Origin of the sequence: Pseudonocardia sp. ICBG1034 (assembly GCF_020131375.1) — a bacterium.
GTDB classification, from domain to species: domain Bacteria; phylum Actinomycetota; class Actinomycetes; order Mycobacteriales; family Pseudonocardiaceae; genus Pseudonocardia; species Pseudonocardia alni.
Genome location: NZ_JAHLEK010000015.1, coordinates 2548744 through 2574739, shown reverse-complemented (window position 1 = coordinate 2574739; position 25996 = coordinate 2548744). Strand labels below are relative to the sequence as shown.

Sequence of the window (25996 nt, the reverse complement as noted above, 5' to 3'; positions counted from 1 at the left end):
CGACCGCGCCGAGGTACCGATCGGTCCCGGGGTCAGGCCGAGACGACGGTCCCCACGTGCTCCCCGGCGAGGGCCTTCGTCAGGTTCCCGGCGACGGTCCCGTCGATGATCTGCACCGACCGGACGTGCCGGGCGCGCTGCAGCGTGCGCAGCGCCTCCCGGTCGATCGGCAGGGTCCGGGCGGCGTCGGCGAGCAGGTCGGCCGCGGACGCCTCGCGGAGCACGGTGTCCCCGTCGAGCACGCCGCCGACGTCGCGGACGTAGGTCAGCGAGGCCGCGCCCCACGCGTCGGCCAGCAGCAGCGCGCCGGTGTCGGTGCGGTGCGCCGGGATCTTCCCGGCCGCCGTCGGCAGCTCGTGCACGCCGTAGGGCGGATAGCCGTTGGTGACGGCGGCGTTCGACGCGGCCAGGTGCACCGGCAGCTGGTGGGCGACGGTGTCGTGCCCGAGGTAGGCGACGCCCTGCTCGGCGAGCAGCGCGGCGACCAGGTGCCCGTTCTGCTCGGCCTCACGGCCGGCGATCTCGGCGAGCGCACCGGTCGGCAGGCCCAGGTCGAGGCCGACGCCGAGCGCGTGCCGGGCACGGATCCCGGCACCGGTGGCGATCAGCAGCGGGTCCCCGGAGATCGCGGCGCGCAGCTCCTCGACGAGCGGCAGCAGCACGTCGCGGCCGCGGTCGACGATCGAGCGGCCGCCGAGCACGACCACGCGCAGGCGGGGCAGCATCCGGATGACCGGCTGCTGCTGGTCGACGGGGCGGACCTGCTCGCGGTCGAGCAGGGTCTGGCGGGCCAGCGGGGACTCGACGTCCTTGGGGTGGGTGGTGCTCATCGGGCGTCTCCCGCGGTGATGATCGTGCCCACGTGCTCGCCGGCGAGCGCGCGGGTGAGGTTGCCGGGCTTGAGGCCGTTGACGATCTGGATCGAGCGGACGTGCGTCGCGTGCCGCATGAGCTCCAGCACCGGGCGCTCGACGATCAGGTCGGGCAGGTCCCGCTCGATGAGCTCGTCGACGGTGATCTCGGGGATCAGGGTCGCCGACGGGTCGTTCTTCGGGTTCGCGGTGTAGAGACCGTCCTCGTCCTTGACGAAGATCATGTTCTTGCAGCCGTAGGTCTCGGCGACCAGGTAGCAGCCGGCGTCGGTGCGGTAGGGCGGGATGACGCCCTCGTCGGGCAGCGGCTGCCACATCGCGTACGGCGGCATGCCGGCGAAGATCGCCGCGCGGACCTCGGACAGCGACAGCGGCAGCGCGTCGAACCCGCCCCCGGCGACGACCGGCACCCCGTGCCGGGCCATCAGGTAGCCGAGCATGGTGGCGTTCTGCCCGGCGACGGCGCTGCCGACCGAGCTGAGCACACCGGTGGGCAGGCCGAGCTCCGCGGCCACGGAGTACGCGTGCCGGGCCCGGGTGCCGCCGCCGGTGCCGATCAGCAGCCGGTGCGTGGACCGGGCCTCCAGCAGCTCCTCGACCAGCGGGAACACCGCCTCGCGGCCGCGGTCCATGAAGCTCTGGCCGCCGACCTTGACCACGGACACGTCGGGCAGGACCCGGGTGTCGGGGGTCCGCTCGGTGGCCGCGGCGAGCTCCGGGTCGTCGAGCGACCGGGTCAGCAGCAGCGACTCGAGCTCGGCCGCGCTCGCGGCGTGCGTCATCGCATCTCCTCGTGTTCCGGTGCGCGCACCCGGACGGGCGGCGCGGTCCAGCGCGAACCTAGCGACTCCGGGTCGCGTCGTGCCCGACGACGCCACGGACACCCCGACCGGGCTGCGGCACCGGGCCCGGGCGCCGCGCCGTCGGCGCGGCCGGTCGTGCACGACCGGCCCGCATCCGCTGATCGCGACGCGTTCCGGGTGATCCATGCCACTGTCCGGCGCCCCGTCCCGCAGCTCCGCCCCCCGCACTCAGCCCCCGCACCCCCACCACGTGCAGCGCCGCGGGTCCGGTGCGGGGGTCTCAGGCGCGGAGGCGGAAGGTGCCGGTGGGCGCGTCGAAGGCCAGCTCGTCGGTGTCGAACGCCGCCCCCACCGCCCCGGAGGCTGCCAGCTCACCGGGCGTCCCCGTGTGCAGCGCGCCCGCGCCGTCGAGCAGCCAGGCCCGGTCCGCCAGACGCAGTGCCGGCTCCAGGTCGTGGGTGGACAACAGCACCGCGAGGTCCTGCTCCCCCGCCAGCCGGCGCAGCGTCCCGAGCAGCGCAACCCGGGAGGAGACGTCGAGGAACGCGCTCGGCTCGTCGAGCAGCAGCAGCGAGGGCTGCTGGGCCAGTGCGCGGGCGACCATCATCCGCTGCCGCTCGCCGTCGGACATCCGGGCCAGCGGGCGTCCGGCCAGCGGCCCGGCGCGGACCGCGTCGATCGCGGCGTCGACGGCGGCCTCGTCGTCGGCGGTGAGCACGCCGGTGGCGCCGGTGTGCGGCAGCCGCCCCAGCTCGACGACGTCGCGGCCGGTCAGCTGCCCCGGGTCCGGCCGGTCGGTCAGCACCACCCCGACCCGGCGGGCCCGCTCCGGTGCGCGCAGCCCGAGCAGGTCGGTGCCGTCGAGGGCGACCGTGCCGCCCAGCGCGGGCAGCAGCCCGGCGAGGGTCCGCAGCAAGGTGGACTTGCCAGCGCCGTTCGCCCCGAGCAGCACGGTCAGCTCGCCCCGTGCGGCGACGGCGTCCACCCCGGACAGCACCGGGCGCACCCGGCCGCGGCGCAGCGTCCCGCCCTCGGCGTGCCCGACGTCGAGCCCGGACAGCACCAGCCCGGCGCTCACCAGGCCGCGCCCAGGCGTCGGGAGCGCAGGAGCACCGTGATCACGACCGGTGCCCCGACCAGCGAGGTCACCACGTTCAGCGGGATCACCGTGCCCAGCCCCGGCGGGTTCGCGACGACCGCGCAGGCCAGCCCGACCAGCGCACCGGTCAGGGCGGTGGCCGGGACGAGCACCCGGTGCCGCGAGGTGCCGACCGCCATCCGGGCGAGGTGCGGCACGGCGATGCCGAGGAACCCGATCGGTCCGCAGAACGCGGTGACCGTCCCGGCCAGTACGGCGGCGACGAGCAGCACGACCAGCCGCACCCGGGCGACGTCGACACCGGCGGTGCGGGCGTAGTCGTCGCCGAGCAACAGCCCGTCGAGCGGCTTGGCCAGCAGGATCACCGCCAGCAGCCCGGCCGCGACGATCCCGCCGAGGACCGGCAGCTCGCCGCGGCCGACTCCGGACACCGAGCCGAGGCCCCACATCAGGTACTGCTGCGCGGTGCGCGGGTCGGTCCAGACCAGCAGCAGGCTGACCACCGAGGTGACCGCCGACCCCAGCATCACGCCGATCACGAGCAGTGCGGTGACCGACCGGGCGAACCGCGACAGTGCCAGCACCAGCGCGAGCACGGCGGCGGCACCGACCGCCGCGGCCACGACCGTCGTGAGCCGCCCCCCGACGACCGGTGCGGCGCCGAGCCCGCCGGTGGCGAACGCGGCGGTCCCCGCGGCCGCGCCGAGCGTGGTCACCAGCGCGACGCCCAGCCCGGCCCCGGCGCTGACCCCGAGTACGTAGGGCTCGGCCAGCGGGTTGCGGAACAGGGTCTGGGTGAGCAGCCCCGCGGTGCCCAGCCCGACGCCGACGGCCGCCGCGGTCACCGCCCGCGGGACCCGCAGGTCGGTGACGAGCAGGTCGAGCCGGGCGTCGGCGGTGCCGATGCCGAGCAGCGCCGACAGCGTCCGGTCGAGCCCGATCACCACCGACCCGGTCGAGACGGCCAGGGCGAACAGCACGACGACACCGGCGGCGAGCAGCGCCAGGACCAGCGGCGCCCGGCGTCCCGAGCGCTGTCCGGCCCGGTCCGGGACCCGGGTCGCCGGAGCGGGCGACGCCGGCGCGGCCGGCCTCATCCGGCGGGCACCTGCCGGTAGTAGGTGAACGCGTGCCCGGGCAGGGCCTGCGGGTGCAGGATCGCGACGAGGTCGGCGAGGATCTCGTCCTGGTGGAGCGCGCCGCGCTCGTAGAGGGCGTTGCCGCCGTCGGCGGTGGTGGCCCTGTCGCGGGTCCACAGCTGCCCGCCGGGGCGGGCCGCGGCGAGCGAGGACAGCCGCGGGTCGAGCGTCGCGACGTCGGCGGTCGTGGCGAACGGGCCGTCGGCGAGCCAGATGCGGGCGTCGCCGTCGTCGGCCAGCACCCGCTCCAGCGACTGCGCCTGGGTGCCGGTGCCGGGCATCCCGGCGCCCAGCCAGGTGGCGCCGGCGTCGCGGAACAGGATGCCCGCGGTCGACTCGGCGGCCGGGACGTTCCAGGTGCCCTGGTAGGGCTGCCCGGCGACGATCGGGGTCGGCGGCAGGCCGCGCACGCGACCGGCGAGGTCGGTGTAGCGGCCCGCGATGCCGTCGAAGACCTCTGCGGCGCGGGCGTCCTGCCCGGTCAGCGCACCGACGACCTTGATCCACTCGGCCTGGCCGAGCGGGCCGGTCTCCAGGTAGTCCGCCCAGCCGACCACCGGGATCCCGGCGGCGGCCAGCGCCGGGAAGGCCGGGTCGTCGGTCCCCGCCGACAGCACGACCGGCGGCGCGGCGGCGACGACGGCCTCGGCGTCGATCGTGGAGTTCGGCGCGAAGTCGACGGCGGCACCGGACTCGACGCGACCGCGCACGGCCGGGTCGGTGACCAGCGCGGCCCCGCCGACGCCGGTGATCCGGTCGAGCCCACCCAGTTCGGTGATCATCGGTAGCTGGGTGGTCGAGCCGGCGAAGATCCCGCTCACCGGGGTGTGCACCACCGGGGCCCCGGCGAGCGCCGCGGGCAGCGCCGGGTCGCCCTGTCCGCAGCCCACGAGCACGACCAACTGCGGCTGCCCACCCGGGAAGGGCGTGCGGACGGTCAGGACCCGGTAGCCGTCGCCGCCGGTGATCGTGACGTTGGTGGCGTGGCCGAAGGCGACCGTGTCGTCCGGAGCGGATGCGGCGCCGGGCACGCAGTCCTGTGCCGCCGCGCCGGTCCCGCCGGGGGCCTGCGGTGCCGCGGCGGGTGCCGAGCACCCGGCGACGAGGGACAGTGCGAGCAGGGCCGCGAGGGCCCACCGAGGACGCGTCACCTGAACAGTCTCACATATGTGGGTCAGGCCCCGACGAAGTCGGAGAGCCCGTCCAGGAGCCGGTCGACGTCGGTCTCGTCGGTGTAGCAGGCCAGCCCGATCCGCAGGGATCCGGTGTCCCCCAGGCCGAGCCGCCGCGAGCACTCGAGGGCGTAGAACGACGAGGCGGGCGCCGCGATCCGTCGCTGCGCCAGGTGCCGGTAGGCGTCGGCGGCGTCGCGGTCGTCGAAGGTCACCAGCAGGGTCGGGGTCCGCCGGGCCGCCCGGGAGCGCACCGTGACCCCGGGCAGGGCGGCGAGGTGGGTCTCGATGCGCTCGCGCAGCGGCCGCTCGTGCTCCTCCACCGCGGCCATCGACGCCTGCAGCCGCGCCCGGCGGTCCCCGGTCGCCGACGGGTCCAGGGCGGCGAGGAACTCGACGGCGGCGGTGGTCCCGGCGAGCAGCTCGTAGGGCAGGGTGCCGAGCTCGAAGCGCTCGGGCACCGCGTCGCTCGACGGTGCCAGCTTCGCCGGGTGCAGGGTCTCCAGCAGCGCCGGGTCGGCGGCGAGCACCCCGCAGTGCGGGCCGAGGAACTTGTAGGGCGAGCAGGCGTAGAAGTCGGCGCCGACCGCGGCGACGTCGATCGGGGCGTGGGCGGTCAGGTGCACGCCGTCGACCATGAGCAGCGCCCCGGCGGCGTGCACGGCTGCGGCGATCGCGGGCAGGTCGGGGCGGGTCCCGACCAGGTTCGACGCCCCGGTCACCGCGACGAGCCGGGTGCGGTCGGACAGCAGCGGCGTCACGTCGTCGAGCTCGGTGGTGGCGGGGTCGAAGTCGAGCCACCGGACCGTCACCCCGGCCGCCTGCGCGGCGGTCACCCAGGGGCGGATGTTCGCGTCGTGGTCGAGGCGGGACACGACGATCTCGTCGCCCGGCGACCAGGTCGCGGCCAGCGTGCGGGCGAGGTCGAAGGTCAGCGCGGTCATGCTGCGCCCGAACACGATCCCGCGCGGGTCCGCGCCGAGCAGGTCGGCCGTCGCGGCGCGGGCGCCGAGCACGATCGCGTCGGCGGCGCGCTCACCGCTGGTGACCGTCCCGCGGTTGGCCAGCGGAGAGGTCATGGCGGCGGCCACCGCCCCGGCGACGGAGTCGGGGACCTGGGAGCCGCCGGGCCCGTCGAAGTGGGCGATCCCGGCGCGCAGGGCGGGGAAACGGCTGCGGACGGCGGCGACGTCGTAGCTCATGGCCGGAACCCTGTCACGTCGGCGCACCGGACGCGCCCGGGCAACGATCACATGTCGTCGGGGTGTCGTACCGCCCGTGTGGGTGACACGCGGGCCATCATCCTCGGCATGTCGAGGTCCTGGGAGCGCTCGCGCGGGCGCCACACCCCACGCCGGCGGCGACGGTCCGTGCACCGCCGCACCTGGGCGGTGCTCGCGACCTCGCTGGTCGCACTGGTCGTCCTCCTCGCGGGCGGGACCGCCGCGATGGCGGGGGGCCGGATCGGCGGCACCGTCGGCGGCGGCGTGGACTCGCTGGCCCGCAACCTCGCCGGAGCCGTCGACCGCCTCCGTCCGGCCCCGGCCGTGCCGCCCGCACCCCCCGTCCCCGAGGTCCTCACCAGCGTCCCGGCCGGCGGTGCCCCGGTCGCCCCGCGCAGCCCGGTCCGCACCGAGGTCAGCACCGGGACCCTCGACGGCGTCGCGCTCACCGCCGACTCCGACGACGGGCCGGTCACCGTCGCGGGCACCCTGTCCCCCGACGGCCGCAGCTGGACCGCCACCGAGCCGCTGGACCTCGCCACCACCTACCACTGGTCGGGCAGCTGGGTGGTGGGCCCGCAGGACCGGCGCCCGGTGCCCCCGGCCCCGTTCACCACCGTCGACCCCGACGACACCGTCGACGCAACCATGAACATCCGCGACGGCGGCGAGGTCGGCATCGGCGCCCCGGTCGTGCTCACCTTCGGCGAGAGGCTCCCCGACGCCGCGAAGGCCACCGTCGAGCGGGAGCTGCGCGTCACCGCGTCACGGAAGGTCGAGGGCGCCTGGGCGTGGCTGCCCGACACCGCCGAGGGCTCGCGGGTGCACTACCGCCCGAAGGCCTACTGGCCCGCGCACACGCAGGTCCACGTGCGGGGCGCGCTGCGCGGCCTCGACCTGGGCGACGGCACCTTCATGACGAAGGACCTGGACCGGACCTTCACCGTGGGACGCAGCCAGATCGTGAAGGCCGACACCCGCAGCCACGCGATCGTCGTCGTCCGCGACGGCAGGGAGGTCGCCCGCTACGACGCCTCCTACGGCCTGGAGTCCGACCCGCGCCGGGTGACCCGCTCCGGCATCCACGTGGTCATGGCCAAGTCGGAGAAGGTGCTGATGAGCAACCCCGACTACGGCTACGTCGACGAGCCCCAGTTCTGGGCGGTCCGGATCTCCAACAACGGCGAGTTCATCCACGCCAACCCCGCGTCGTCGTGGGCGCAGGGCAACCGCAACGTCAGCCACGGCTGCATCAACCTGTCCACCCGTGACGCGAAGGAGTTCTTCGCGGGCGCCGTGTTCGGCGACCCGGTCGAGGTGACCGGCAGCTCGCAGCCGCTGACCGCCCGCGACGGCGACCTCTACGACTGGACGATCCCCTGGGACGAGTGGCGCTCGCTGAGCGCGCTGTCCTGACCGCCCCTCCCCCGGTCTCCCGGTGGACCACCTGCCGGGACCGCCTCCGCACCGAACCGGACCGTTTGGTCCGGGACCGATCGGTCCGCTATGGTCGACCCCGACCCGGCACCGACGGAAGGCGTCCCCATGCCCCTCTGGACCGTTCACCACAGCGCGGACTGCCTCCGCCCCGACGACCGCCGGACCCTGGCCGAGGGCATCACGGGGATCTACTCCATGCTGCCGTCGTTCTATGTCGGCGTGGTGTTCCAGGCGGCCGAGCCCGGCGCGCTGTTCATCGGCGGAGCCCCCCGGGAGCGGTTCGTCCGGATCCAGGTGGACCACATCGCCCGGACCCTGCCCGACGCGTCCGCGCGCGACCGCCTGATCGGGCGGGTCGGCGACCTCCTGACCCCCTTCATGGCCGAGCGCTCCCTGGACTGGGAGCTCCACGTCGACGAGACCTCCCGCGACCTCTGGCTCATCCAGGGGATGCGCCCACCGGGTCCCGGGACCCCGGGCGAGCGCCTGTGGGCCGAGCGCGGCGCACCGGTCCCCTACGACGACGTCGCCGCGGCCCGCCCCTGATGCCGACACCCGGAGCGGGGCCGGCAGGCCCCGGCACGACGGCACACCCGGACCGATCGGTCCGTTACCATCGACGGATGGCTCGCACCCCCGCCCCGGGCACCCGGGAGCGCATCCTCACCACCGCGTCGCGGCTGTTCTACGCGCACGGGGTCCGCGCGATCGGGATGAACCGGATCATCGCCGAGGCGGGCACCGGGAAGAACCTGCTCTACCAGCACTTCACGACCAAGGACGACCTGGTCGCCGGCTACCTGACCCGGGTCCGCGAGCGCCGGTCGGACGCGATCCGCCGGGCCCTCGACGCCGCGGGCGACGACCCGCGCGCACGGCTGGTGGCCCTCGTCGCCGAGATCGGGGACCTGGTGACCCGCACGGGCTCCCGGGGCTGCGCCTTCCGGAACTACCTCGTCGAGTTCCCCGACGACGGCACCGCCGGGGACGCCCCCGCCGCGGTCGCCCGCGGGCACCTGGCCGACGTCCGGGCGGTCGTCGAGCGGCTCGTCGGCGAGCTCGGGGCCGACGACCCCGACCGGCTCACCGGCGAGCTCTGCCTGATCACCGACGGGCTGTTCATGCAGGCCGCCCACCGCGACGCGGCCGACGTCCGGCGTGGCGCCGACGCCGCCGTGGCGCTCACCCGCCGCCTCGTCGGCGCCTGACCGCCCGTCGCACCACCCCGCGCTGTCCGCACGTCACCCCGGACCGATCGGTCCGCACCGAGAGGACGACCATGCCCGCCCCCAGACCCGGTGTCGTCCTGCTCATCACGTCGGCGGCGGCGTTCCTGTCCAGCCTCGACCTGTTCATCGTCAACATCGCCTTCCCCGACATCCGTGCCGCGTTCCCGGGCACCGACCTCGGGCAGATGTCGTGGATCCTCAACGGCTACACGGTGGTGTTCGCGGCGTTCCTCGCCCTCGCCGGGCGGCTGGCCGACCGCGTCGGCCACAAGCGGATCTTCCTGGTCGGCCTCGCCGTGTTCACGCTCGCGTCGGCCGCCTGCGCGGGGGCACCGAGCGTGTGGTCGCTGGTCGCCGCACGGACGGTGCAGGCGGTGGGCGCGGCCCTCGTCATGCCGACCTCGCTGTCGCTGCTGCTCACCGCCCACCCGCCCGAGCGCCGCAGCCGGGCCGTCGGCGCCTGGGCCTCGATCGGCGCCGTCGCCGCGGCACTGGGACCTCCCCTGGGCGGGCTGCTCGTGCAGGCGTCGTGGCACTGGGTGTTCCTGGTCAACGTCCCGGTGGGGCTCGTGGCGCTGGTGGCCGGGGCGCGGGCGCTGCGCGAGTCCGACCTCGAGCGCACCGGGATGCCCGACCTGCTCGGCGCCCTCGCACTGGTCGTGGGCATCGGCGCGCTCGCCTGGGCCCTGGTCCGCGTCCCCGACCGGGGCTGGCTCTCCACCGAGGTGCTCGCCGCCGCCGGGGTCGCGGTCCTCGGTCTGGTCGCCGTCGTCGTGCGGTCGCGGCGGCACGCGGTCCCGGCCCTGGACCTCGCGGTCGTCCGGGTGCCGTCCGTGGGGTTCGCCGCGCTGACGATGGTGGCGTTCACCTGCGGTTTCGCCGGCATGCTCGTGGTGAACGTCCTCTACCTGACCGGCACCTGGGGCTGGACGGCGCAGGCCGCGGGCCTGGCGCTCGCGCCGGGGCCGATGGTCGTGGTGGTCGTCTCGCGGCTCGCCGGGCGGCTCTCGGCGCGGATCGGGGTCGGTCCGACGGCGGCGCTCGGCGCCCTGTCCTTCGCGGCCGGGCCCCTCTGGTGGCTGGCCCACCTCGGCCTCACCCCCGACTACGCCGTCGGCATGCTCCCCGGCCAGCTGCTCACCGGGCTCGGCGTCGGGCTGATCCTGCCCACGCTCTCCTCCGTGGTCGGTTCCGCCCTGCCCGCCCCGCAGTGGGGCTCGGGGTCGTCGCTGATCAACACCGCCCGACAGGTCGGGTCGGTGCTGGGGGTCGCCCTGCTCGTCTCGGTGATCGGCGCGCACACCACCGGTCTGCCGTCGGAGTTCGGCGCGGTCCGGGCCGGGTGGGTCCTCCTGGCGGGGTCGGCCGGCGTCGCCGCGCTGCTGGCGCTCGTGCTCGCCGTGGCCGAACGGCGGCCGGCGCCGGTCGTCGACGGCGGGGACACCGGCCTCGCGCCGGTACGCCCGGGCGCGGAGGGCGCCGGCGCACCCTGACAGGTCACCGCCGCCCGGTCACCGGATCCGGCGCTCCTGCCCGGCCCACGCCTCGTCGCGCAGCACGAACTTCTGGATCTTCCCGGTGGAGGTCTTCGGCAGCTCGGCGAAGGTGACCCGCTGGGGGGCCTTGAACCGGGCCAGCCGCCCGCGCACGTGCTCGACGATCTCGTCCTCGGTGGCGCTCGCGCCCTCGCGCAGGGTCACCCACGCGGCCGGGACCTCGCCCCACCGCTCGTCGGGGACGGCGATCACCGCGACCTCCAGCACGGCCGGGTGGTCGGCGATGGCCTGTTCCACCTCGACGCTGGCGATGTTCTCCCCACCGGAGATGATCACGTCCTTCGAGCGGTCACGGAGCTCGACGTAGCCGTCGGGGTGCATGACGCCGATGTCGCCGGTCCGGAACCAGCCGTCCGGCGCGGCGTCGCGGGTGGCCTGCTCGTCGTCGAGGTAGCCGAGCATCACGTTGTTGCCGCGCAACGCGATCTGGCCGGTCGTCTCCCCGTCGGCGGGGACGTCGGCGCCGTCGTCGTCGATCACCCGGACCGCGCAGGCGATCATGTTCCCGACGCCCTGGCGGGCCTTCATCCGGGCCCGGGCGTCGGCGTCGAGGTCGTTCCACTCCGGACGCCAGTCGCAGATCATCGCCGGGCCGAAGGTCTCGGTGAGCCCGTAGAGGTGGGTCACCTCGAACCCGAGCTCGGCCATCCGGCGCAGGATCGCCGGGCTCGGCGGCGCTCCCCCGGTCGCGACGGCCACCGGGGTCTCCACCGGCCCGGCCTCCGGCGCGTAGGCGATCATCGACAGCACCGTGGGGGCGCCGTTGAGGTGGGTGACGCCCTGGTCGCGCACGAGCTCCCAGATCCGGGCCGGCTCGACCTTCGGCAGGCAGACGTGGGTGGCGGCGGCCGCGGTGACCGCCCAGGGGAAGCACCAGCCGTTGCAGTGGAACATCGGCAGCGTCCACAGGTGCACCGACGACGCGGTCAGCCCGGTGTGGCCGACCATCGCGAGCGCCTGCAGGTAGGCGCCCCGGTGGTGGTACATCACGCCCTTCGGGTTCCCGGTGGTCCCGGACGTGTAGTTGATCGACAGCAGGCCGCGCTCGTCGGCGGGCCGCACGGCGGTGGGCTCCCCCTCCTCGACGAGGCGCTCGTAGTCCGGGCCGACCCGCACCGTGTGCGGCGGGGCGTCGAGGCGGGCGACGACCTCGGCGACGAGGTCGTCGAACACCGGGTCGGCCACCAGCACCGAGGCGTGGGAGTGCTCCAGGATGTAGGCGACCTCGCCCGCCGAGAGCCGGGTGTTGACCGCGACCAGCGCCGTCCCCGACCACGGGACCGCGTGCGCCGCCTCCAGCCCGACGTGGGTGTTCGGCACGAGGACCGCGACCGGGCGCCCGTCGTGCAGCGCGGCGAGCGAGCCCGCCAGCCGTCGGCAGCGGTCGCGGAACTCGGTGTAGGTGAACCGCAGGTCGCCGTCGACGACCGCGACCCGGTCGCCGTGCGCCGCCGCGGCCCGGTCGAGGAACGCGGTGGGGGTCAGCGGCTCGTAGGACAGGTCCACCAGGTCGGCCGGGACACCCGCCGGGTGGACGGGGACGGGAGCCTCGTCGGTCATCCCCCGAGCCTCCCCGCCGGCGCCCGGGCACGCAATCGCCCCGTCCGCCCGGTGACCCGCCGTCCGCGCACGGTGGTCCCGCCCGCACGGTGATCCCGCCCGCCCGGTGATCCCGCCCGCCCGGTGGTCCCGCCCGCAGCGTGATCGCGAGCCCGCGCGTGATCCGTTGTCCGCGCGGTGATCCGCAGTCCGCGCGGTGATCCGCTCCGCGCGTGCGTCCGGACGCGCGCGGGCCGCGGATCTGCGCGCGCATCGCCGATCACCGGTTCGGCCGGCCACCGACCACCGGCCCCGTCGACCACCGGCTCGGCGGCGGCCCTGTCCACGTCGTGGCGGGCTGGGTTACGTTCGCAGTGGCAACGAGGCTCGTCGGGAGGCGGACGCGATGGCGTGGGACTTCAGCACCGATCCGGAGTTCGAGGAGAAGCTGAAGTGGATGCGCGGCTTCGTCCGCGACGAGATCATCCCGCTCGAGACCCTCGACCTGGACCGGGAGACCTTCGCCCGGATCACCGCCCCGCTCAAGGAGCAGGTCAGGGAGCAGGGCCTGTGGGCCGCGCACCTGCCCCCGGAGCTCGGTGGCGGCGGGTTCGGCCAGGTCTCCCTCGGGCTGATGCACGAGATCCTCGGCCAGTGCCGCTACGCGCCGGGGGTGTTCGGCAACCAGGCCCCCGACTCGGGCAACGCCGAGCTGCTCGCGATCGGCGGGTCGCCGGAGCAGAAGGAACGCTGGATGCACCCGCTGCTGCGCGGTGAGCTGCGGTCCTGCTTCTCGATGACCGAGCCCGGCGCCGGTGCGGACCCGACGATGCTGTCCACCCGGGCCGTGCGCGACGGCGACGACTACGTCATCAACGGCCACAAGTGGTTCTCCTCGAACGCCACCGGCTCGGACTTCCTGATCGCGATGGTGGTGACCGACCCGGACGCGCCCCCGTACCAGCGTGCCTCGATGATCGTCGTCCCGACCGACACCCCGGGGGTCGACGTGGCCCGCGACATCCCGGTGATGGACCACCCCGACGTCGGCGGCGAGATCTACGGCGGCCACGCCGAGGTGTTCTACCGCGACGTCCGGGTGCCGGCGACGAACCTGGTCGGCAACCCCGGCGACGGCTTCAGGCTCGCCCAGCAGCGGCTCGGCCCGGGGCGCATCCACCACGCGATGCGCTGGCTGGGCCAGTCCCGGCGGGCGTTCGACATGCTGTGCGAGCGCGCGGTGTCGCGGACGGCGAGCGGCACGCGGCTCGCCGACAAGCAGATGGTGCAGGACATGATCGCGCAGTCCGCTGCGGACATGGCCGCGGCGCGGCTGCTGACCCTGCACGCGGCGTGGACGATGGACCAGGTCGGCGCCTCGAACGCCCGGATCGAGATCGGGATGATCAAGTACTGGGGCGCGAGGGTGCTGCACGACGTGATCGACCGCGCGATCCAGGTGCACGGCTCGCTGGGCTTCTCCGGGGATCTGCCGCTGGAGCAGATGTACCGGGCGGCCCGTGCCGCGCGCATCTACGACGGCCCCGACGAGGTGCACAAGGAGTCCGTCGCGCGGCGCATCCTGCGCGGCTACACCCCGGTGGAGATCCCCACCGAGCACGTCCCGACCCGCACCGAGGCCGCGCGCCGGAAGTTCGCGGAGTACCTGGACACCGCGGCGGCGAACGCCTGATCCTCAGGCCGGCGTGGACTTCTGCGCCGGCCCGGCGGCGAGGTCGGCACGGTAGTCCGCGACCAGCGCGTTCATCGCGGTGAGGAAGCGGGCCGCGGCGGCGAGCTCGTCGTCGTCGAAGCCGGCGAGCACGGCGTCCATCCGGGCGCCGAGCGGGCCGAAGAACGCCCCGCCGACCTCGGCGGCGTTCTCGGCCTGGCGCAGGGTCACCCGCCGCCGGTCGGTGGACTCGCGGCTGCGGCGCACGTGGCCCGCGCGCTCCAGGCGGTCGACGAGCGCGGTCGTCGCACCCGTGGACAGCCCGAGCCGGGCACCGAGGACGCCCGGGGTCAACGGTTCGCCCGCGGAGTCCGCGCGCATCACCGCGAGCAGCGCGTGCAGGTCGGTGGGGTGCAGCCGGTGCCGCCCGGCGAACTCCTGGCCGAGCAGCTCGGCCTCGCCCGCGTAGTCCTGGAGCAGCGCGACCAGGTCCTCACGTCGCGTCCGGGCAGGCATGCCGACGAGCGTAGTCGCGTGCGGCGACACACCGGGCGCGGGTCAGCGCCCCGTCCAGCGCGGCGGGCGCTTCTCCAGGAAGGCCGCGATCCCCTCGGTCCTGTCCGCGGACCGGTCGATCGCCGCCGAGGCGATCTCGGTGGCGTTCCAGCCGCGCTCGTCCGGCTCGGACACCACACGTTCCAGCGCGCGCAGCGACACCGACACCGCCAGCGGCGAGTTCTCGCACACCGCGGCCGCGAGCGCGAGCGCCGCGGCCTCCGCCCCGCCCGGCTCGACGAGCTCGGAGACCAGACCCAGGGTGTACGCGCGCTCGGCGTCCAGCGGTCGCCCGGTGACCAGCAGCTGCTTGGCGATGTTGAGCGGCAGCGGCCGCGGCGCCCGGAACAGCGCCCCGCAGTTCGCGACCAGGCCGCGGGCGACCTCGGGCAGCCCGAACCGCGCCGTCGTCGACGCGACGACCATGTCGCAGGCCAGCACGATCTCGAACCCGCCGCCGTAGGCGACGCCCTCGACGGCGGCGATCAGCGGGCGCCGCCGGTCGCGCCGGACGACGCCGTAGTTGCCGCCGCGCGGCGTCGGCCCGCCGGAGCCCGCCGCCAGGTCGGTGCCCGCGCTGAACGCCGTCGCGTCCCCGGCGAGCACACCGCACCACAGGTCCGGGTCGTCGTCGAGGGTGTTGAGCGCCTCGTCGAGCCCCGCCGTCATCGCCGCGTCGACGGCGTTGCGCTTGTCCGGCCGCGTCATCCGGATCAGGAGCACGTGCCCGTGCCGCTCGGTGGTCACCCGTGTCCCCGTCATGCCGTCCGTCACGATCGTGACTGTAGGTGGGGAGCGGGCCCGGTCGTTCGTACTGTGGTGATCGTGTCCCGCAGCAAGCGCGTCCCGACCGCGGCCGTCCTGTCCGTCCCGCTCGCCCTGACCGGGGCCCTCGCCGCGCTCGGCGTGCACGTGCGCCGCAACATGGGGGCCCGCGCGGGCGAGCTCCACCGGATCGCCTCCGGGTCGCCGAACGCCGTCGACGGCGTGTTCGCCAACACCGAGCCGGGTCTGCCGCGGGCCAAGGCCTCCGCCCGGATGATCCTGAACATGCTGGTGGGCCGCCGGTCCGAGGGCGTCGCGCCGGCCACGGTGCCGCTCGCGCCGCTGCGGTCCCCCGACGAGCCCGCCGGGCTGGCGGTGACCTGGCTGGGTCACGCCGGGGTCCTGCTGGAGATCGACGGCCGACGGGTCCTGGCCGATCCGGTCTGGTCGGAGTACGCCTCCCCCGTGCCGCGCTTCGGGCCGCGCCGCCTGCACCCGCCGGTCGGGCCGCTGTCCGCGCTGGGGTCCCCGGACGTCGTCGTGATCAGCCACGACCACTACGACCACCTCGACCGTCCGACGGTCACCGCGCTGGCCCGCGACACCTCCGCGGTGTTCGTCGGCCCGCTCGGGGTGGGCGCGCACCTGCGGGCCTGGGGCGTGCCCGGGCACCGGGTCGTCGAGCGCGACTGGGAGGGCGTGGTGACCGTCGCCGGGCTGGAGCTGACCTGCCTGGAGACCCGGCACTTCTCCGGGCGCGGGCTGCGCCGCAACACGACGCTGTGGGCCGCCTGGAAGGTCGCGGGGCCGCGGCACACCGCCTACCTGGGCGGGGACACCGGCGCCACCCGGGCGCACGCGCGCACCGGGGCCGCGCACGGCCCGTTCGACCTGACGGTGCTGCCGATCGGCGCCTACGCCGATCTGTGGCCCGACATCCACGCCGACCCTGAGCAGGCCGTCGCCGCGCACCGCGAGCTGGGCGGCCGGGTGCTGCTGCCGATCCACTGGGCGACCTTCAACCTGGGCTTCCACCCGTGGGACGAGCCCGCTGAGCGGGCCCGCAAGTCCGCCGCCGACCAGGACGTGGTCCTCGCCCTGCCGCGCCCGGGCGAGCGGATCGACCTGACCGGCGTCACGACCGTCGACGACGCGCGCGCCGCGGTTCCCACCGAACCGTGGTGGCCGACCGCGCGCTGATTCACGTCACGTTCACCACTGACCCTTTCCGCCCATTCCCGTCGCCCGGACGCCGTATCCCCCGACCCGAAACGACGGCGCCGGACCATTTCCGGGCAGGGGTTCGACAGGTCGGTTCGGCATCCTTTATCGTTCTGCCCGAAGAATCGGTTCCGGCTCCGACCGGGCGATTCCCGTCTCCGGCCGATCCGGTGATTCCCCCGTGGAAGGAATGACGACGTGGCGCAGCAGACGACCATCACACTGGTCGACGACCTCGACGGCACCGAGGCCGACGAGCAGGTGGAGTTCTCCGTCGACGGCCGCGCCTACGAGATCGACCTGTCCACCGAGAATGCCGAGAAGCTGCGGGAATCGTTGGCGCCCTACGTCGCGGCCGCCCGTCGCGGGTCCGGTCGGCGCAGTCCCGCTTCGGGCACCTCGTCGTCGAACGGTTCCAGCTCCTCGGAACGCGCCGCGAACCGCGCCGTGCGGGAATGGGCGGTGGCCCAGGGCATGAAGATCTCCGAGCGCGGGCGTATCCCGTCCTCGGTTCTCGAGGCCTATCAGAACGCGCACTCCTGACCGCTGCCGCCGCCGGGGTCCCCCCGGATGGCAGGATCGGGCCGACCAGAGACGTGCGCCGGGCGATCCGCGGCGCGCCCCGACGGAGAGGCCCCGATGTACCCAGGCACGCACGCCGCCACGACCCCCGACAAGCCGGCCGTGATCATGGGGGGCTCGGGCGAGACCCTGACCTTCCGTGAGCTGGAGGAGGGGTCCGTCCGGCTCGCGAACCACCTGCGTGCGGCCGGTCTGCAGCGGGGCGACGTCGTCGCGCTCGTCGCGGAGAACACCGCGCGGGTCTACGAGGTCTACTGGGCCGCCCAGCGGTCGGGGCTCTACATCACCGCGGTGAACCACCACCTCTCCGCGCCCGAGGCGGCCTACATCGTGCGGGACTGCGGCGCGAAGGCGCTCGTCGTCTCGGCCGGTGTCGCCGGTCTGGCCGCGGCGATCGAGGACCACGTCGACACCCCGGTGCGGCTGGCCTTCGGCGGCGAGATCCCCGGTGCGTCGCGCTACGCCGACTACGACGAGACCCTCGCCGCGGTGTCGGCCGAACCGCCGGCCGACCAGCCGCGCGGGGCGGACATGCTCTACTCGTCGGGCACCACCGGCCGCCCCAAGGGCATCAAGCCGACGCTGCCCGACCGGCAGGTCGACGAGCCGGGTGACACCTACCAGGCCCTGTTCGGGTCGATGTACGGCTTCGACACCGACACCGTCTACCTGAACCCGGCCCCGCTCTACCACGCCGCGCCGCTGCGGTTCACCGCCACGGTGCAGGCACTCGGCGGCACCGTCGTGGTGATGGAGCGCTTCGACCCCGAGAAGGCCCTGGAGCTGATCCAGCGGTACTCGGTCACCCACTCGCAGTGGGTGCCGACGATGTTCGTGCGGATGCTCAAGCTCCCGGAGTCCGTCCGCGCCTCCTACGACGTGTCCTCGATGCGGGTCGCGATCCACGCGGCCGCGCCGTGCCCGGTGGACGTCAAGCAGGCGATGATCGACTGGTGGGGTCCGGTCCTGCACGAGTACTACGCCGCGACCGAGTCCAACGGCATCACCTTCATCGACTCGGCGCAGTGGAGCGAGCGTCCCGGCTCGGTCGGGCGCGCCGGGCTCGGCACCATCCGGATCGCCGACGACACCGGCGCCGTCCTGGCCCCGGGCGAGATCGGGACGGTCTACTTCGAGCGCGACGTCCGGCCGTTCGAGTACCACAACGACCCGGGCAAGACCCTCGCCGCGACCCACCCCGAGCACGAGAGCTGGACCACCACCGGGGACCTGGGCTACCTCGACGAGGACGGCTACCTCTTCCTCACCGACCGCAAGGCGTTCATGATCATCTCGGGCGGAGTGAACATCTACCCGCAGGAGGTCGAGGACGCCCTCGCGCTGCACCCGAAGGTGCTCGACGTCGCCGTCATCGGGGTGCCCGACGACGAGATGGGCGAGAAGGTCAAGGCCGTCGTCCAGCCCCCGGAGGGCGTGGAGGCGGGTCCGGAGCTGGAGCGCGAGCTGATCGACTTCGCGCGGGAGCGGATCGCGCACTACAAGGCGCCCTCGTCGGTGGACTTCACCGACTTCCTGCCGCGCACCCCCACCGGCAAGCTGGTCAAGCGGGAGCTGCGCGACCGCTACGTGTGACGCCCCACCGTGCTCCCAGGGTCACTTTCGTGGCGCTCTAAGCCACGAAAGTGACCCTGGGAGCACACAGCGCGGGTCAGGTGGCCCGGCGGGCGTAGCGGGCGCGGGTACGGGCGGCGACCAGCGCGAGCGGCACCGAGGCCACCAGGGCGGCGGCGAACAGCGGGGCGAAGCGCCCGGCATCGGCGAGCGGGGCACCCAGCGCGGTGCCGGCCGAGCTGCCCAGGAACAGCAGCGTCGCGAACAGCGCGACGGCGGTCGCGCGGGCCTGCGGGACGACCTCGGTCGCCCAGGTCTGCAGGGTCGAGTGCAGGAACGCCCACGCCCCACCCAGGCAGAGCCCGGCCGCGGCGACCGTCGCCGGGTGCACGACGGCCAGTGGGAACACCCAGGCGACGACGAGGAACCCGCCCCCGACGGCGGCCAGCGCGGCCGGGCGCAGGCGTCCGACCAGGCGTCGCACGACCCGGGAGAACAGCACCGCGCCGACGCCGTAGCCCCCGGCGGCGAGCCCGGCCAGCGCGGCGGAGCTGCCCCCGGCCTGCAGCGACGGGGCCAGGTAGGTCAGCACCCCGAGCACGACGGCGCCCTCGACGAAGGCGAGCACCAGGACCAGCCGCGCCCAGCCGTTCCCGGCGACCGCGGCCAGCGGGCGGAGTACCGCGTCGACGATCCCGCGCGAGGTGGTGCGGGCGCCGTCGGGTTCGGGCAGCGCCCGCAGCGCGACGAACAGCACCGCGCAGCCGGCCGCCGTCGTACCGAGGACGACGCGCCACCCGGCCAGGTCGGCCAGCAGGCCCGCCCCGGCCGTGGCGACGGCGGTGCCGAGCGCGGTCGCCGCGAGCAGGTCCGACAGGGGCCGCTGCCGGACCGCGGCGGGCCAGGTGTCACCGACGTACACCAGCGCCGCCGGGATCAGCGCCGCCGTGCACGCGCCGGTGGCGACCCGGGCGACGACCAGCACCGCGAGGGTCGAGGCCAGTACCGAGGCGACCCCGCCCAGCACCGCGCCGACCAGGGCCAGGCGCATCACCCGGACCCGGCCGATCCGGTCGGACAGCACCCCCCACACGACCTGCATGAGGCCGTAGGCGAGGAAGTAGCCCCCGGCCGCGGCGGCCGCCGCGGCCAGCGGCGCCGAGAACGACGCGGCGATCGGCACCAGCAGCGGCGCGATCGCGAACCGGTCGACGGTGCTGGTCAGCGACGCCAGCTGCAGCAGCCGGAGCCGGCGGGTGCCGTCGGGGACGGCACCGCCGGGGTCGGCGCCCTCGGGGTCGGCTCCGTCGGGACCGCTGCCGTCGGGGGTCGTGCTCACCGGCGTCACCCTGCACGGCGGGCCGTGATCTTGCCCCACCGGGGTGAGCGGGACCACAGTGGCAGGGCAGTCGAGGCTCGGGAGGCCACCGGTGGGGACGATCACGGGACACGGGATGACCGCGGCGGACGTCGTCGCGCGGCACGCACGGACCACACCGGACGGGCCGGCGCTCGCCGACCCGCGGACGTCGCGGACCTGGGCGCAGCTCGACGACAGGGTGTCCCGGCTGGCGACCGTGCTCGCCGACCGGGGGGTCGACCGCGGGGACCGGGTCGCGGTGCTCGGGCTCAACTCCGTCGAGCTCGTCGAGAGCTATCTGGCGGTGCTGCGCCGCGGCGCGATCTGCGTGCCGCTGAACTTCCGGCTGACCGCGGGCGAGGTCGCCTTCCAGCTCACCGACTGCACCCCCACCGCCGTGCTCTGCGACGACGGGTTCGCCGCGACCGTGGAGGCCGCGCGGGAGCAGGCGCCGTCGGTGCGGACGGTGCTCACCCTCGGCGAGGGCTTCGGCGCGCTGCTCGCCGGGACCGACCCCGGCGACTGGGGCGACGACGTCGCCGACGAGGAGCCCGCCTACATCATGTACACCTCGGGCACGACCGGCCGCCCGAAGGGCGCGGTGCTGACCCACCGCAACCTGATGCTGCACGCGTTCCTGTCGATCACGCACCTGGGCACCGCGGGCGACGACCGGGTGTCGCTGTCCGGGGCTCCGCTGTTCCACATCGCCGGGCTGTCGGGGATGCTCCCGACCCTGATCGCGGGCGGCCGGGTGATCATCCCACCGTCGGGCGGCTTCGACCCGGTCGCGACGGTCGACACCCTGGAGCGGGAGCGGGTGTCGTCGTGCTTCTTCGTCCCGGCGCAGTGGCAGGCGATCTGCGCCGTGCCCGGCATCGCGCAGCGGGACCTGTCGGCGCTGCGCCGGATCACCTGGGGTGCCGCCCCCGCGTCGACGACGCTGATCCGCACCATGATCGACACGTTCCCGCAGGCCATGGTGGTCACCGCGTTCGGGCAGACCGAGTGCAGCCCGGTCACCTGCGCGCTGCGGGGCGAGGACTCGGTGCGCAAGATCGGCTCGGTGGGGACGCCGATGGTCGGCGTCGAGGTGCGGGTCGTGGACGCGGACATGAACGACGTGCCGCGCGGCGAGGTCGGCGAGATCGTCTACCGCGGTCCGACCGTGATGCGGGAGTACTGGGGCCGCCCGGAGGCGACGGCCGAGGCGTTCCGCGGCGGCTGGTTCCACTCCGGAGACCTGGTGCGCGAGGACCCGGACGGCTTCTACTTCGTCGTCGACCGCGCCAAGGACATGATCATCTCCGGTGGGGAGAACGTGTACAGCGCCGAGGTCGAGGAGGTGCTGGCCGCGCACCCGGGCGTCGCCGACGTCGCGGTCGTCGGGGTGCCGGACCCGCGCTGGGGCGAGACCCCGCTCGCCGTGGTCGTGCCCGCCGACCCCGCCGCCCCGCCGGACCTGGACACGCTCACCGCGTGGTGCGCCGACCGGCTGGCCCGCTACAAGCAGCCGAGCCGGCTCGCGCTGGTGGAGGTGCTACCGCGCAACCCGTCGGGCAAGGTGCTCAAGACCGAGCTGCGCCGCCTCCACGGGTCCGTGTGACACGAACCCGCTCGCGTCGGCGGCGGTGGGACGCCTAGCGTCGCGGGGGTGTCCGTCGTGGAGTCCGTGAACACCGGGGTGTCCCGTCCGATCCTCGCCAAGGCGGGGGCCTCGGGCATCGACAAGCGGCCGGTACCCGGTGCGGTCCGGGTGGACGTCCCGGCGCCCGCGGCGAGCGGGCTGGCCGGCGACACGATCTGCGACGCCGACCACCACGGCGGCCCGGACCAGGCCGTCTACGCCTACGCCCGGGAGGACCTGGAGTCCTTCGCCGCCGAGCTGGGCCCGCTGCGGGCGGGGATGTTCGGCGAGAACCTCACCACCCGCGGCGTCGACGTGTGCGGCGCGGAGCTGGGCGAGCGCTGGCGGGTCGGCGGGGTGCTGCTGCAGGTGACCGCGCCGCGCATCCCGTGCCGGACCTTCGCGGCGCACCTGGAGCGGGCGGGCTGGGTGAAGCGGTTCACCGCAGCCGCCCGCCCCGGCGCCTACCTGAGGGTCCTGTCCCCCGGCGAGATCCGCGCCGGCGACGCCGTGACCGTCGAGCACCGGCCCGGGCACGGCGTCACCGTCGCCGACGCGTTCCGGGCGCTGCTCGCCGAGCCGGCCCGGCTCCCGGACCTCCTGGCCGCGGGTGAGCACCTGCCGCCGAAGATCCGGGAGACCGTCACGAAGCGGACCGCGTCCCGGCGCTGACCCGGCCGTAGCGCATCCCCATGGCCGTGCGGACCGCGTCGAGTGTCTCGTCGGCCAGCGCGTTGGCGCGGGCGTTGCCGCGGGCCAGCACGTCGTCGACGAGCCCGGGGTCGCGGGCCAGCTCGGCGCGCCGCGCGCGGTGCCCGGCGAGGTGGTCGTTGACCGCGTCGGTGGTGAGCCGTTTCAGCGCGGCGGCCCCGTCCAGGGTCGCGGCCAGCTCGTGCGGGTCGCGGCCCAGGCACAGGGCCGCGGTCGTGAGCAGCCCGTACACCCCGGGCCTGCCGTCCGGGTCGACGGTGATGCGCCGCTCGGGGTCGGTGCGGGCGCGGCGCACGAGCGCCGCGGTCTCGTCCGCGGTCGCGCCGAGCGGGACGGCGTTGCCGCGGGACTTGGACATCTTGTGCCCGTCGAGCCCGGGCAGCTCCGGGGTGTCGGTCAGCATCGGCTCGGGCGGGGTGAACACCGGGCCGTAGCGCTCGGCGAAGCGCCGGGCCAGCACCCGGGTGAGCTCGATGTGCGGGAGCTGGTCCTTGCCCACCGGAACGAGGTCGGCGCGGCAGGACAGGATGTCCGCGGCCTGGTGCACCGGATAGGTCAGCAGCAGCCCCGACAACGCGCGCCCGGACGCGGCGTGCTCGGCCTTCACCGTCGGGTTGCGGTGCAGCTCGGCCTCGGAGACCAGCGACAGGAACGGCAGCATGAGCTGGTTCAGCGCGGGCACCGCGGAGTGGGCGAACACCGTCGTGCGGTCCGGGTCGAGCCCGGCGGCGAGCTGGTCGAGCACCGCGCCGCGGACGTGGTCCGACAGCCGGTCGGCCACCTCACGGTCGGTGATCACCTGGTAGTCGGCGAGGATCACCAGCACGTCCACTCCGGACCGTTGCAGCCGGACGCGTTCGGAGATCGTGCCCACCAGGTGCCCCAGGTGCGGCGGGCCGGTCGGCCGCTCCCCGGTCAGCACCCGGTGCGACGACGGGTCGGCGGCGACGGCGGCACGCAGCGCGGGCATCCGGGCGACGGTGGCGGCGAGGGAATCCATGATCAGCTCCTGGGAACGGGGAGCTGCACGAGACACACCGGTTGCCGCCGGGCTGCTCGGGCAGCCCGGGATGACGGTGACGTGCGTCTACGCGGCTGCGGGGAGCAGCCGCCACCAGACCGGACGGGAGGTGCGCACGGGGGCACCCTACACCGCCGTTATCGACAATGGTTATCGTGAATGCATGGCCGACCGTCGCGTTCCCGTCACGATCCTGTCCGGCTTCCTCGGCGCGGGGAAGACGACGCTGCTGGAGCACCTGCTCGCGAACCGCGACGGCAGGCGGATCGCCGTCGTCGTCAACGACATGAGCGAGGTCAACATCGACGGCGCGCTGGTCGACCTGCACCGCAGCCAGGAGAAGCTGGTCGAGCTCACCAACGGCTGCATCTGCTGCACGCTGCGCGAGGACCTGCTGACCACGGTCGGCGAGCTGGCCGCGGAGGGGCGCTACGACCACGTCGTCGTCGAGTCGACCGGGATCTCCGAGCCGATGCCGGTCGCGGCGACGTTCGAGTGGACCTTCGACGACGGGACCGCGCTCTCCGACGTCGCGCGGCTGGACACGATGGTCACCCTCGTCGACGCCTCGACCTTCGAGACGCTCCTGACCAGCGAGGACTCGCTCGCCGACCGCGAGCTGCAGGCCGCCGAGGGCGACGAGCGGACCCTGTCGGACCTGCTCGCCGACCAGGTCGAGTTCGCGGACCTGCTGGTGCTCAACAAGACCGACCTCGTCGCGCCGCACGCGCTGGGCCGGATCGAGGCGCTGCTGTCGCGGATGAACCCGGGCGCACGCCGGGTCCGCGCGGTGCGTGGCGACGTGCCGGTCGCCGAGCTGCTCGACACCCACCGCTACGACCCGGCGGCGGCGTCCGCGACACCCGGCTGGGCGCAGGAGCTCAACGGCAGCCACACCCCCGAGACCGAGGAGTACGGGATCGCGAGCGTGACCTGGCGGGCCGGACGCCCCTTCCACCCCGCCCGGCTGCTCGACGCGCTCGGTGAATGGCCCGGCCTGCTGCGCAGCAAGGGCTTCTGCTGGCTGGCGACCCGGCCCGACGTCGCCGGCCTGTGGTCGCAGGCCGGCCCGAACATGGCCCTGGATCCGGCGGCGCCGTGGTCGTCGTTCGACGGCCCGCGCGGGCAGGAGATCGTGTTCATCGGGCTCGGCCTGACCCGCGACGCCGTCACGGCGCGCCTCGACCCGGCCCTGCTCACCGACGACGAGCTGCTGGCCGGGCCCGGCTCCTGGCGCGACCTGGACGACCCGCTGCCCGCCTGGGACCTCGACGACCTGCACGACCACGGGCTCCACGAGCACACGCCCGTGGCCGGGTAGCGTCCGGGCACGTGCCCGACCTCACCCCGGACGAGTTCCGAGTTCTCGGCCACCTGTTCGTCGACGCCGTCGCCGACGCCCGCGCCGGGATCGAACGCCACCCGGTCCGCGACGTCGTCGAGCCCGGCACCGTGCGGGCCCGCTTCCCCCGCGAGGCGAACGAGGACCCCGAGCCGCTCGCGGCGTTCCCGTCGCTGGTCGAGGCCGTCACCGGTGACGCCGACACCCGCTGGCAGCACCCCGGGTTCCACGCGTTCTTCCCGGCGAACGCCTCGCTGACCTCGCTGCTGGGTGAGCTGCTCTCCGGCGGCGCCGGGGCGCAGGGCATGCTCTGGTCGACCTCGCCCGCGTGCACCGAGGTGGAGCAGGCGGTCACCGACCAGCTGGCCAGGGCGCTCGGGCTGGACGAGACGTTCACCCACGACGGCGGCGGGGGCGGCTCGATCCAGGACTCGGCGTCCTCGGCGGCGCTGGTCGCGCTGACCGCCGCGCTGCACCGGGCCGCGCCGGACCCGGACTCCGGCTGGCGCGTGCGCGGGGTGACCGGCCGGGAACGCGTCTACGTCACGGCCGAGACGCACTCGTCGCTGGCCAAGGCGGTGCGGGTGGCCGGGCTCGGCGCGGACGGGCTGCGGACCGTCCCGTGCACCCCGGGCTCCCGGGCGATGGACCCGGCCGCGCTGGCCGACACCCTGGCCGCGGACGTCGCCGCAGGGCTGGTCCCGGTGCTGGTGTGCGCGACGGTCGGGACGACCTCGACCGGGTCGAGCGACCCGGTCGCGGCACTGGTCACGGCGGCGCGGCCGTACCGGGCCTGGGTGCACGTCGACGCCGCGTGGGCGGGCGTCGCCGCGCTCTGCCCGGAGCACCGCTGGGTGCTCGACGGCGTGAACCCGGGCCCGGGGCCAGGCGTCGACTCCTTCTGCACCGACGCCCACAAGTGGCTGCTCACCGCGTTCGACGCCTCGCTGCTCTGGGTGCGCGACGCCCGCGCGCTGCCGGCCGCGCTGTCGATCACCCCGGCCTACCTGCGCGACGCGCACTCCGACTCCGGCGCCGTCGTGGACTTCCGGGACTGGCAGGTCCCGCTCGGGCGTCGGTTCCGGGCGCTGAAGCTGTGGGCGGTGCTCCACGGCCAGGGACTGTCCGGGCTGCGGTCGCACCTGCGCGGGCACGTCGACCTCGCCGCCGAGCTGGCCGAGCGGGTCCGCGGGCACGACGACCTGGAGCTGGCGTGCGCACCGGTGCTGTCCCTGGTCTGCCTCCGCTCGCGCTCCGGCGACGCCGCGACCACCGCGCTGCTGGAGCGCGCCAACGCCGACGGACGGGTGCTGCTCACCGGCACCGAGGTCGACGGGCACCCGGTGGTCCGGGTGGCGTTCGGCGGGGTCACCACGGGCCGCGAGCACCTCGACGTCGTGTGGGATGTCCTGTCTGCCCGATCGTGACCGCCGTGGGTAAGGTTCGCCTGTCCACCCAGAAGGGTGTACTGACCTGATCCCCCGGCGCCCGCACGG

At 75.0% G+C, this 25996-nt stretch carries 23 protein-coding genes; 12 read left to right on the top strand and 11 right to left on the bottom strand.

Going from position 1 to position 25996, the window contains the following annotated elements:
* Positions 1–32: 32 nt before the first annotated feature.
* The 6 genes from KPF22_RS13535 to KPF22_RS13510 form a co-directional block, all read right to left on the bottom strand.
* Complete coding sequence (locus tag KPF22_RS13535; RefSeq protein ID WP_208819143.1) at positions 33–830, bottom strand: molybdenum storage protein subunit alpha; 798 nt, start codon at positions 828–830, stop codon at positions 33–35.
* Complete coding sequence (locus tag KPF22_RS13530; protein ID WP_224402249.1) at positions 827–1654, bottom strand: uridine kinase; 828 nt, start codon at positions 1652–1654, stop codon at positions 827–829. Before KPF22_RS13530 ends, KPF22_RS13535 begins: the two co-directional genes overlap by 4 nt.
* A 301-nt stretch (positions 1655–1955) precedes the next feature.
* Positions 1956–2753, bottom strand: coding sequence for an ABC transporter ATP-binding protein (locus tag KPF22_RS13525; RefSeq protein ID WP_224402248.1), 798 nt, complete (start codon positions 2751–2753; stop codon positions 1956–1958).
* Positions 2750–3871 (bottom strand): iron ABC transporter permease, encoded by a 1122-nt coding sequence (locus KPF22_RS13520; protein WP_224402247.1) that lies wholly within the window; start codon positions 3869–3871, stop codon positions 2750–2752. Before KPF22_RS13520 ends, KPF22_RS13525 begins: the two co-directional genes overlap by 4 nt.
* Complete coding sequence (locus KPF22_RS13515; RefSeq protein WP_224402246.1) at positions 3868–5064, bottom strand: ABC transporter substrate-binding protein; 1197 nt, start codon at positions 5062–5064, stop codon at positions 3868–3870. Before KPF22_RS13515 ends, KPF22_RS13520 begins: the two co-directional genes overlap by 4 nt.
* A gap of 23 nt (positions 5065–5087) precedes the next feature.
* Entirely contained in the window at positions 5088–6287 is a 1200-nt protein-coding gene (locus tag KPF22_RS13510; protein WP_208819138.1) for a cysteine desulfurase-like protein, read from the bottom strand.
* Between the two features lie 108 nt (positions 6288–6395).
* Between KPF22_RS13510 and KPF22_RS13505 the strand changes: the two genes are divergently transcribed.
* From KPF22_RS13505 to KPF22_RS13490, 4 genes are all read left to right on the top strand, one after another.
* Entirely contained in the window at positions 6396–7724 is a 1329-nt protein-coding gene (locus KPF22_RS13505; RefSeq protein ID WP_224402245.1) for an Ig-like domain-containing protein, read from the top strand.
* A gap of 129 nt (positions 7725–7853) precedes the next feature.
* Positions 7854–8294 (top strand): tautomerase family protein, encoded by a 441-nt coding sequence (locus KPF22_RS13500; protein WP_208819136.1) that lies wholly within the window; start codon positions 7854–7856, stop codon positions 8292–8294.
* 77 nt (positions 8295–8371) lie between these two features.
* A complete protein-coding gene (locus KPF22_RS13495; RefSeq protein WP_224402244.1) occupies positions 8372–8956 on the top strand; it encodes a TetR/AcrR family transcriptional regulator in 585 nt (194 codons plus the stop codon).
* A 71-nt stretch (positions 8957–9027) separates the two neighbouring features.
* Positions 9028–10470: an MFS transporter gene (locus KPF22_RS13490; protein WP_224402243.1), complete on the top strand. Its 1443-nt coding sequence runs from the start codon at positions 9028–9030 to the stop codon at positions 10468–10470.
* 18 nt (positions 10471–10488) lie between these two features.
* Here the strand turns inward: KPF22_RS13490 and KPF22_RS13485 are convergent, their stop codons facing one another.
* Entirely contained in the window at positions 10489–12093 is a 1605-nt protein-coding gene (locus tag KPF22_RS13485) for an AMP-binding protein (RefSeq protein ID WP_224402242.1), read from the bottom strand.
* A 385-nt stretch (positions 12094–12478) separates the two neighbouring features.
* On the opposite strand from KPF22_RS13485, the gene KPF22_RS13480 reads away from it, so the two are divergent.
* Positions 12479–13765: an acyl-CoA dehydrogenase family protein gene (locus tag KPF22_RS13480; protein ID WP_224402241.1), complete on the top strand. Its 1287-nt coding sequence runs from the start codon at positions 12479–12481 to the stop codon at positions 13763–13765.
* Between the two features lie 3 nt (positions 13766–13768).
* Here KPF22_RS13480 and KPF22_RS13475 read toward each other — a convergent pair whose 3' ends face one another.
* Both KPF22_RS13475 and KPF22_RS13470 read right to left on the bottom strand, forming a co-directional pair.
* Positions 13769–14260, bottom strand: a complete 492-nt coding sequence (locus KPF22_RS13475) for a MarR family winged helix-turn-helix transcriptional regulator (protein WP_062395807.1) — start codon at positions 14258–14260, stop codon at positions 13769–13771.
* 42 nt (positions 14261–14302) lie between these two features.
* Positions 14303–15073: an enoyl-CoA hydratase-related protein gene (locus tag KPF22_RS13470; protein WP_224402240.1), complete on the bottom strand. Its 771-nt coding sequence runs from the start codon at positions 15071–15073 to the stop codon at positions 14303–14305.
* 51 nt (positions 15074–15124) lie between these two features.
* On the opposite strand from KPF22_RS13470, the gene KPF22_RS13465 reads away from it, so the two are divergent.
* The 3 genes from KPF22_RS13465 (at position 15125) to KPF22_RS13455 (ending at position 18460) form a co-directional block, all read left to right on the top strand.
* Positions 15125–16264 carry an MBL fold metallo-hydrolase gene (locus tag KPF22_RS13465; protein WP_224402239.1) on the top strand — a complete coding sequence of 380 codons (1140 nt, stop codon included), beginning with the start codon at positions 15125–15127 and terminating at the stop codon, positions 16262–16264.
* Positions 16265–16483: 219 nt separating this feature from the next.
* Positions 16484–16828 (top strand): Lsr2 family protein, encoded by a 345-nt coding sequence (locus KPF22_RS13460; protein WP_208819133.1) that lies wholly within the window; start codon positions 16484–16486, stop codon positions 16826–16828.
* Between the two features lie 96 nt (positions 16829–16924).
* Positions 16925–18460, top strand: a complete 1536-nt coding sequence (locus tag KPF22_RS13455) for an acyl-CoA synthetase (protein ID WP_224402238.1) — start codon at positions 16925–16927, stop codon at positions 18458–18460.
* 76 nt (positions 18461–18536) lie between these two features.
* On the opposite strand, the gene KPF22_RS13450 is transcribed toward KPF22_RS13455, so the two are convergent.
* Positions 18537–19778, bottom strand: a complete 1242-nt coding sequence (locus tag KPF22_RS13450) for an MFS transporter (RefSeq protein WP_224402237.1) — start codon at positions 19776–19778, stop codon at positions 18537–18539.
* 115 nt (positions 19779–19893) lie between these two features.
* On the opposite strand from KPF22_RS13450, the gene KPF22_RS13445 reads away from it, so the two are divergent.
* Together KPF22_RS13445 and KPF22_RS13440 are read left to right on the top strand one after the other, a co-directional pair.
* Positions 19894–21405: a long-chain-fatty-acid--CoA ligase gene (locus KPF22_RS13445; RefSeq protein ID WP_224402428.1), complete on the top strand. Its 1512-nt coding sequence runs from the start codon at positions 19894–19896 to the stop codon at positions 21403–21405.
* A 48-nt stretch (positions 21406–21453) separates the two neighbouring features.
* The gene (locus KPF22_RS13440; protein WP_224402236.1) at positions 21454–22098 is read left to right on the top strand and encodes an MOSC domain-containing protein; all 645 of its coding nucleotides are present in this window, start codon (positions 21454–21456) and stop codon (positions 22096–22098) included.
* Here KPF22_RS13440 and trpS read toward each other — a convergent pair.
* Positions 22070–23137, bottom strand: coding sequence for a tryptophan--tRNA ligase (gene trpS / locus KPF22_RS13435; protein WP_224402235.1), 1068 nt, complete (start codon positions 23135–23137; stop codon positions 22070–22072). The genes KPF22_RS13440 and trpS overlap by 29 nt on opposite strands.
* Positions 23138–23321: 184 nt before the next feature.
* Here trpS and KPF22_RS13430 point away from each other — a divergent pair, with 184 nt between their 5' ends.
* Both KPF22_RS13430 and KPF22_RS13425 read left to right on the top strand, forming a co-directional pair.
* Complete coding sequence (locus KPF22_RS13430; protein ID WP_224402234.1) at positions 23322–24479, top strand: GTP-binding protein; 1158 nt, start codon at positions 23322–23324, stop codon at positions 24477–24479.
* Positions 24480–24490: 11 nt separating this feature from the next.
* Positions 24491–25927: an aspartate aminotransferase family protein gene (locus KPF22_RS13425; RefSeq protein WP_224402233.1), complete on the top strand. Its 1437-nt coding sequence runs from the start codon at positions 24491–24493 to the stop codon at positions 25925–25927.
* The last annotated feature ends 69 nt before the right edge of the window (positions 25928–25996 follow it).

What these genes read in the sequence shown, in the direction of transcription:
- KPF22_RS13510 (WP_208819138.1), bottom strand. Translation starts at nt 6,287, where the DNA reads ATGAGCTACGACGTCGCCGCCGTCCGCAGCCGTTTCCCCGCCCTGCGC.
- KPF22_RS13520 (WP_224402247.1), bottom strand. Translation starts at nt 3,871, where the DNA reads ATGAGGCCGGCCGCGCCGGCGTCGCCCGCTCCGGCGACCCGGGTCCCG.
- KPF22_RS13530 (WP_224402249.1), bottom strand. Translation starts at nt 1,654, where the DNA reads ATGACGCACGCCGCGAGCGCGGCCGAGCTCGAGTCGCTGCTGCTGACC.
- KPF22_RS13480 (WP_224402241.1), top strand. Translation starts at nt 12,479, where the DNA reads ATGGCGTGGGACTTCAGCACCGATCCGGAGTTCGAGGAGAAGCTGAAG.
- KPF22_RS13485 (WP_224402242.1), bottom strand. Translation starts at nt 12,093, where the DNA reads ATGACCGACGAGGCTCCCGTCCCCGTCCACCCGGCGGGTGTCCCGGCC.
- KPF22_RS13445 (WP_224402428.1), top strand. Translation starts at nt 19,894, where the DNA reads ATGACCGCGGCGGACGTCGTCGCGCGGCACGCACGGACCACACCGGAC.
- KPF22_RS13490 (WP_224402243.1), top strand. Translation starts at nt 9,028, where the DNA reads ATGCCCGCCCCCAGACCCGGTGTCGTCCTGCTCATCACGTCGGCGGCG.
- KPF22_RS13475 (WP_062395807.1), bottom strand. Translation starts at nt 14,260, where the DNA reads ATGCCTGCCCGGACGCGACGTGAGGACCTGGTCGCGCTGCTCCAGGAC.
- KPF22_RS13500 (WP_208819136.1), top strand. Translation starts at nt 7,854, where the DNA reads ATGCCCCTCTGGACCGTTCACCACAGCGCGGACTGCCTCCGCCCCGAC.
- trpS (WP_224402235.1), bottom strand. Translation starts at nt 23,137, where the DNA reads ATGGATTCCCTCGCCGCCACCGTCGCCCGGATGCCCGCGCTGCGTGCC.
- KPF22_RS13495 (WP_224402244.1), top strand. Translation starts at nt 8,372, where the DNA reads ATGGCTCGCACCCCCGCCCCGGGCACCCGGGAGCGCATCCTCACCACC.
- KPF22_RS13505 (WP_224402245.1), top strand. Translation starts at nt 6,396, where the DNA reads ATGTCGAGGTCCTGGGAGCGCTCGCGCGGGCGCCACACCCCACGCCGG.
- KPF22_RS13535 (WP_208819143.1), bottom strand. Translation starts at nt 830, where the DNA reads ATGAGCACCACCCACCCCAAGGACGTCGAGTCCCCGCTGGCCCGCCAG.
- KPF22_RS13430 (WP_224402234.1), top strand. Translation starts at nt 23,322, where the DNA reads ATGGCCGACCGTCGCGTTCCCGTCACGATCCTGTCCGGCTTCCTCGGC.
- KPF22_RS13455 (WP_224402238.1), top strand. Translation starts at nt 16,925, where the DNA reads ATGTACCCAGGCACGCACGCCGCCACGACCCCCGACAAGCCGGCCGTG.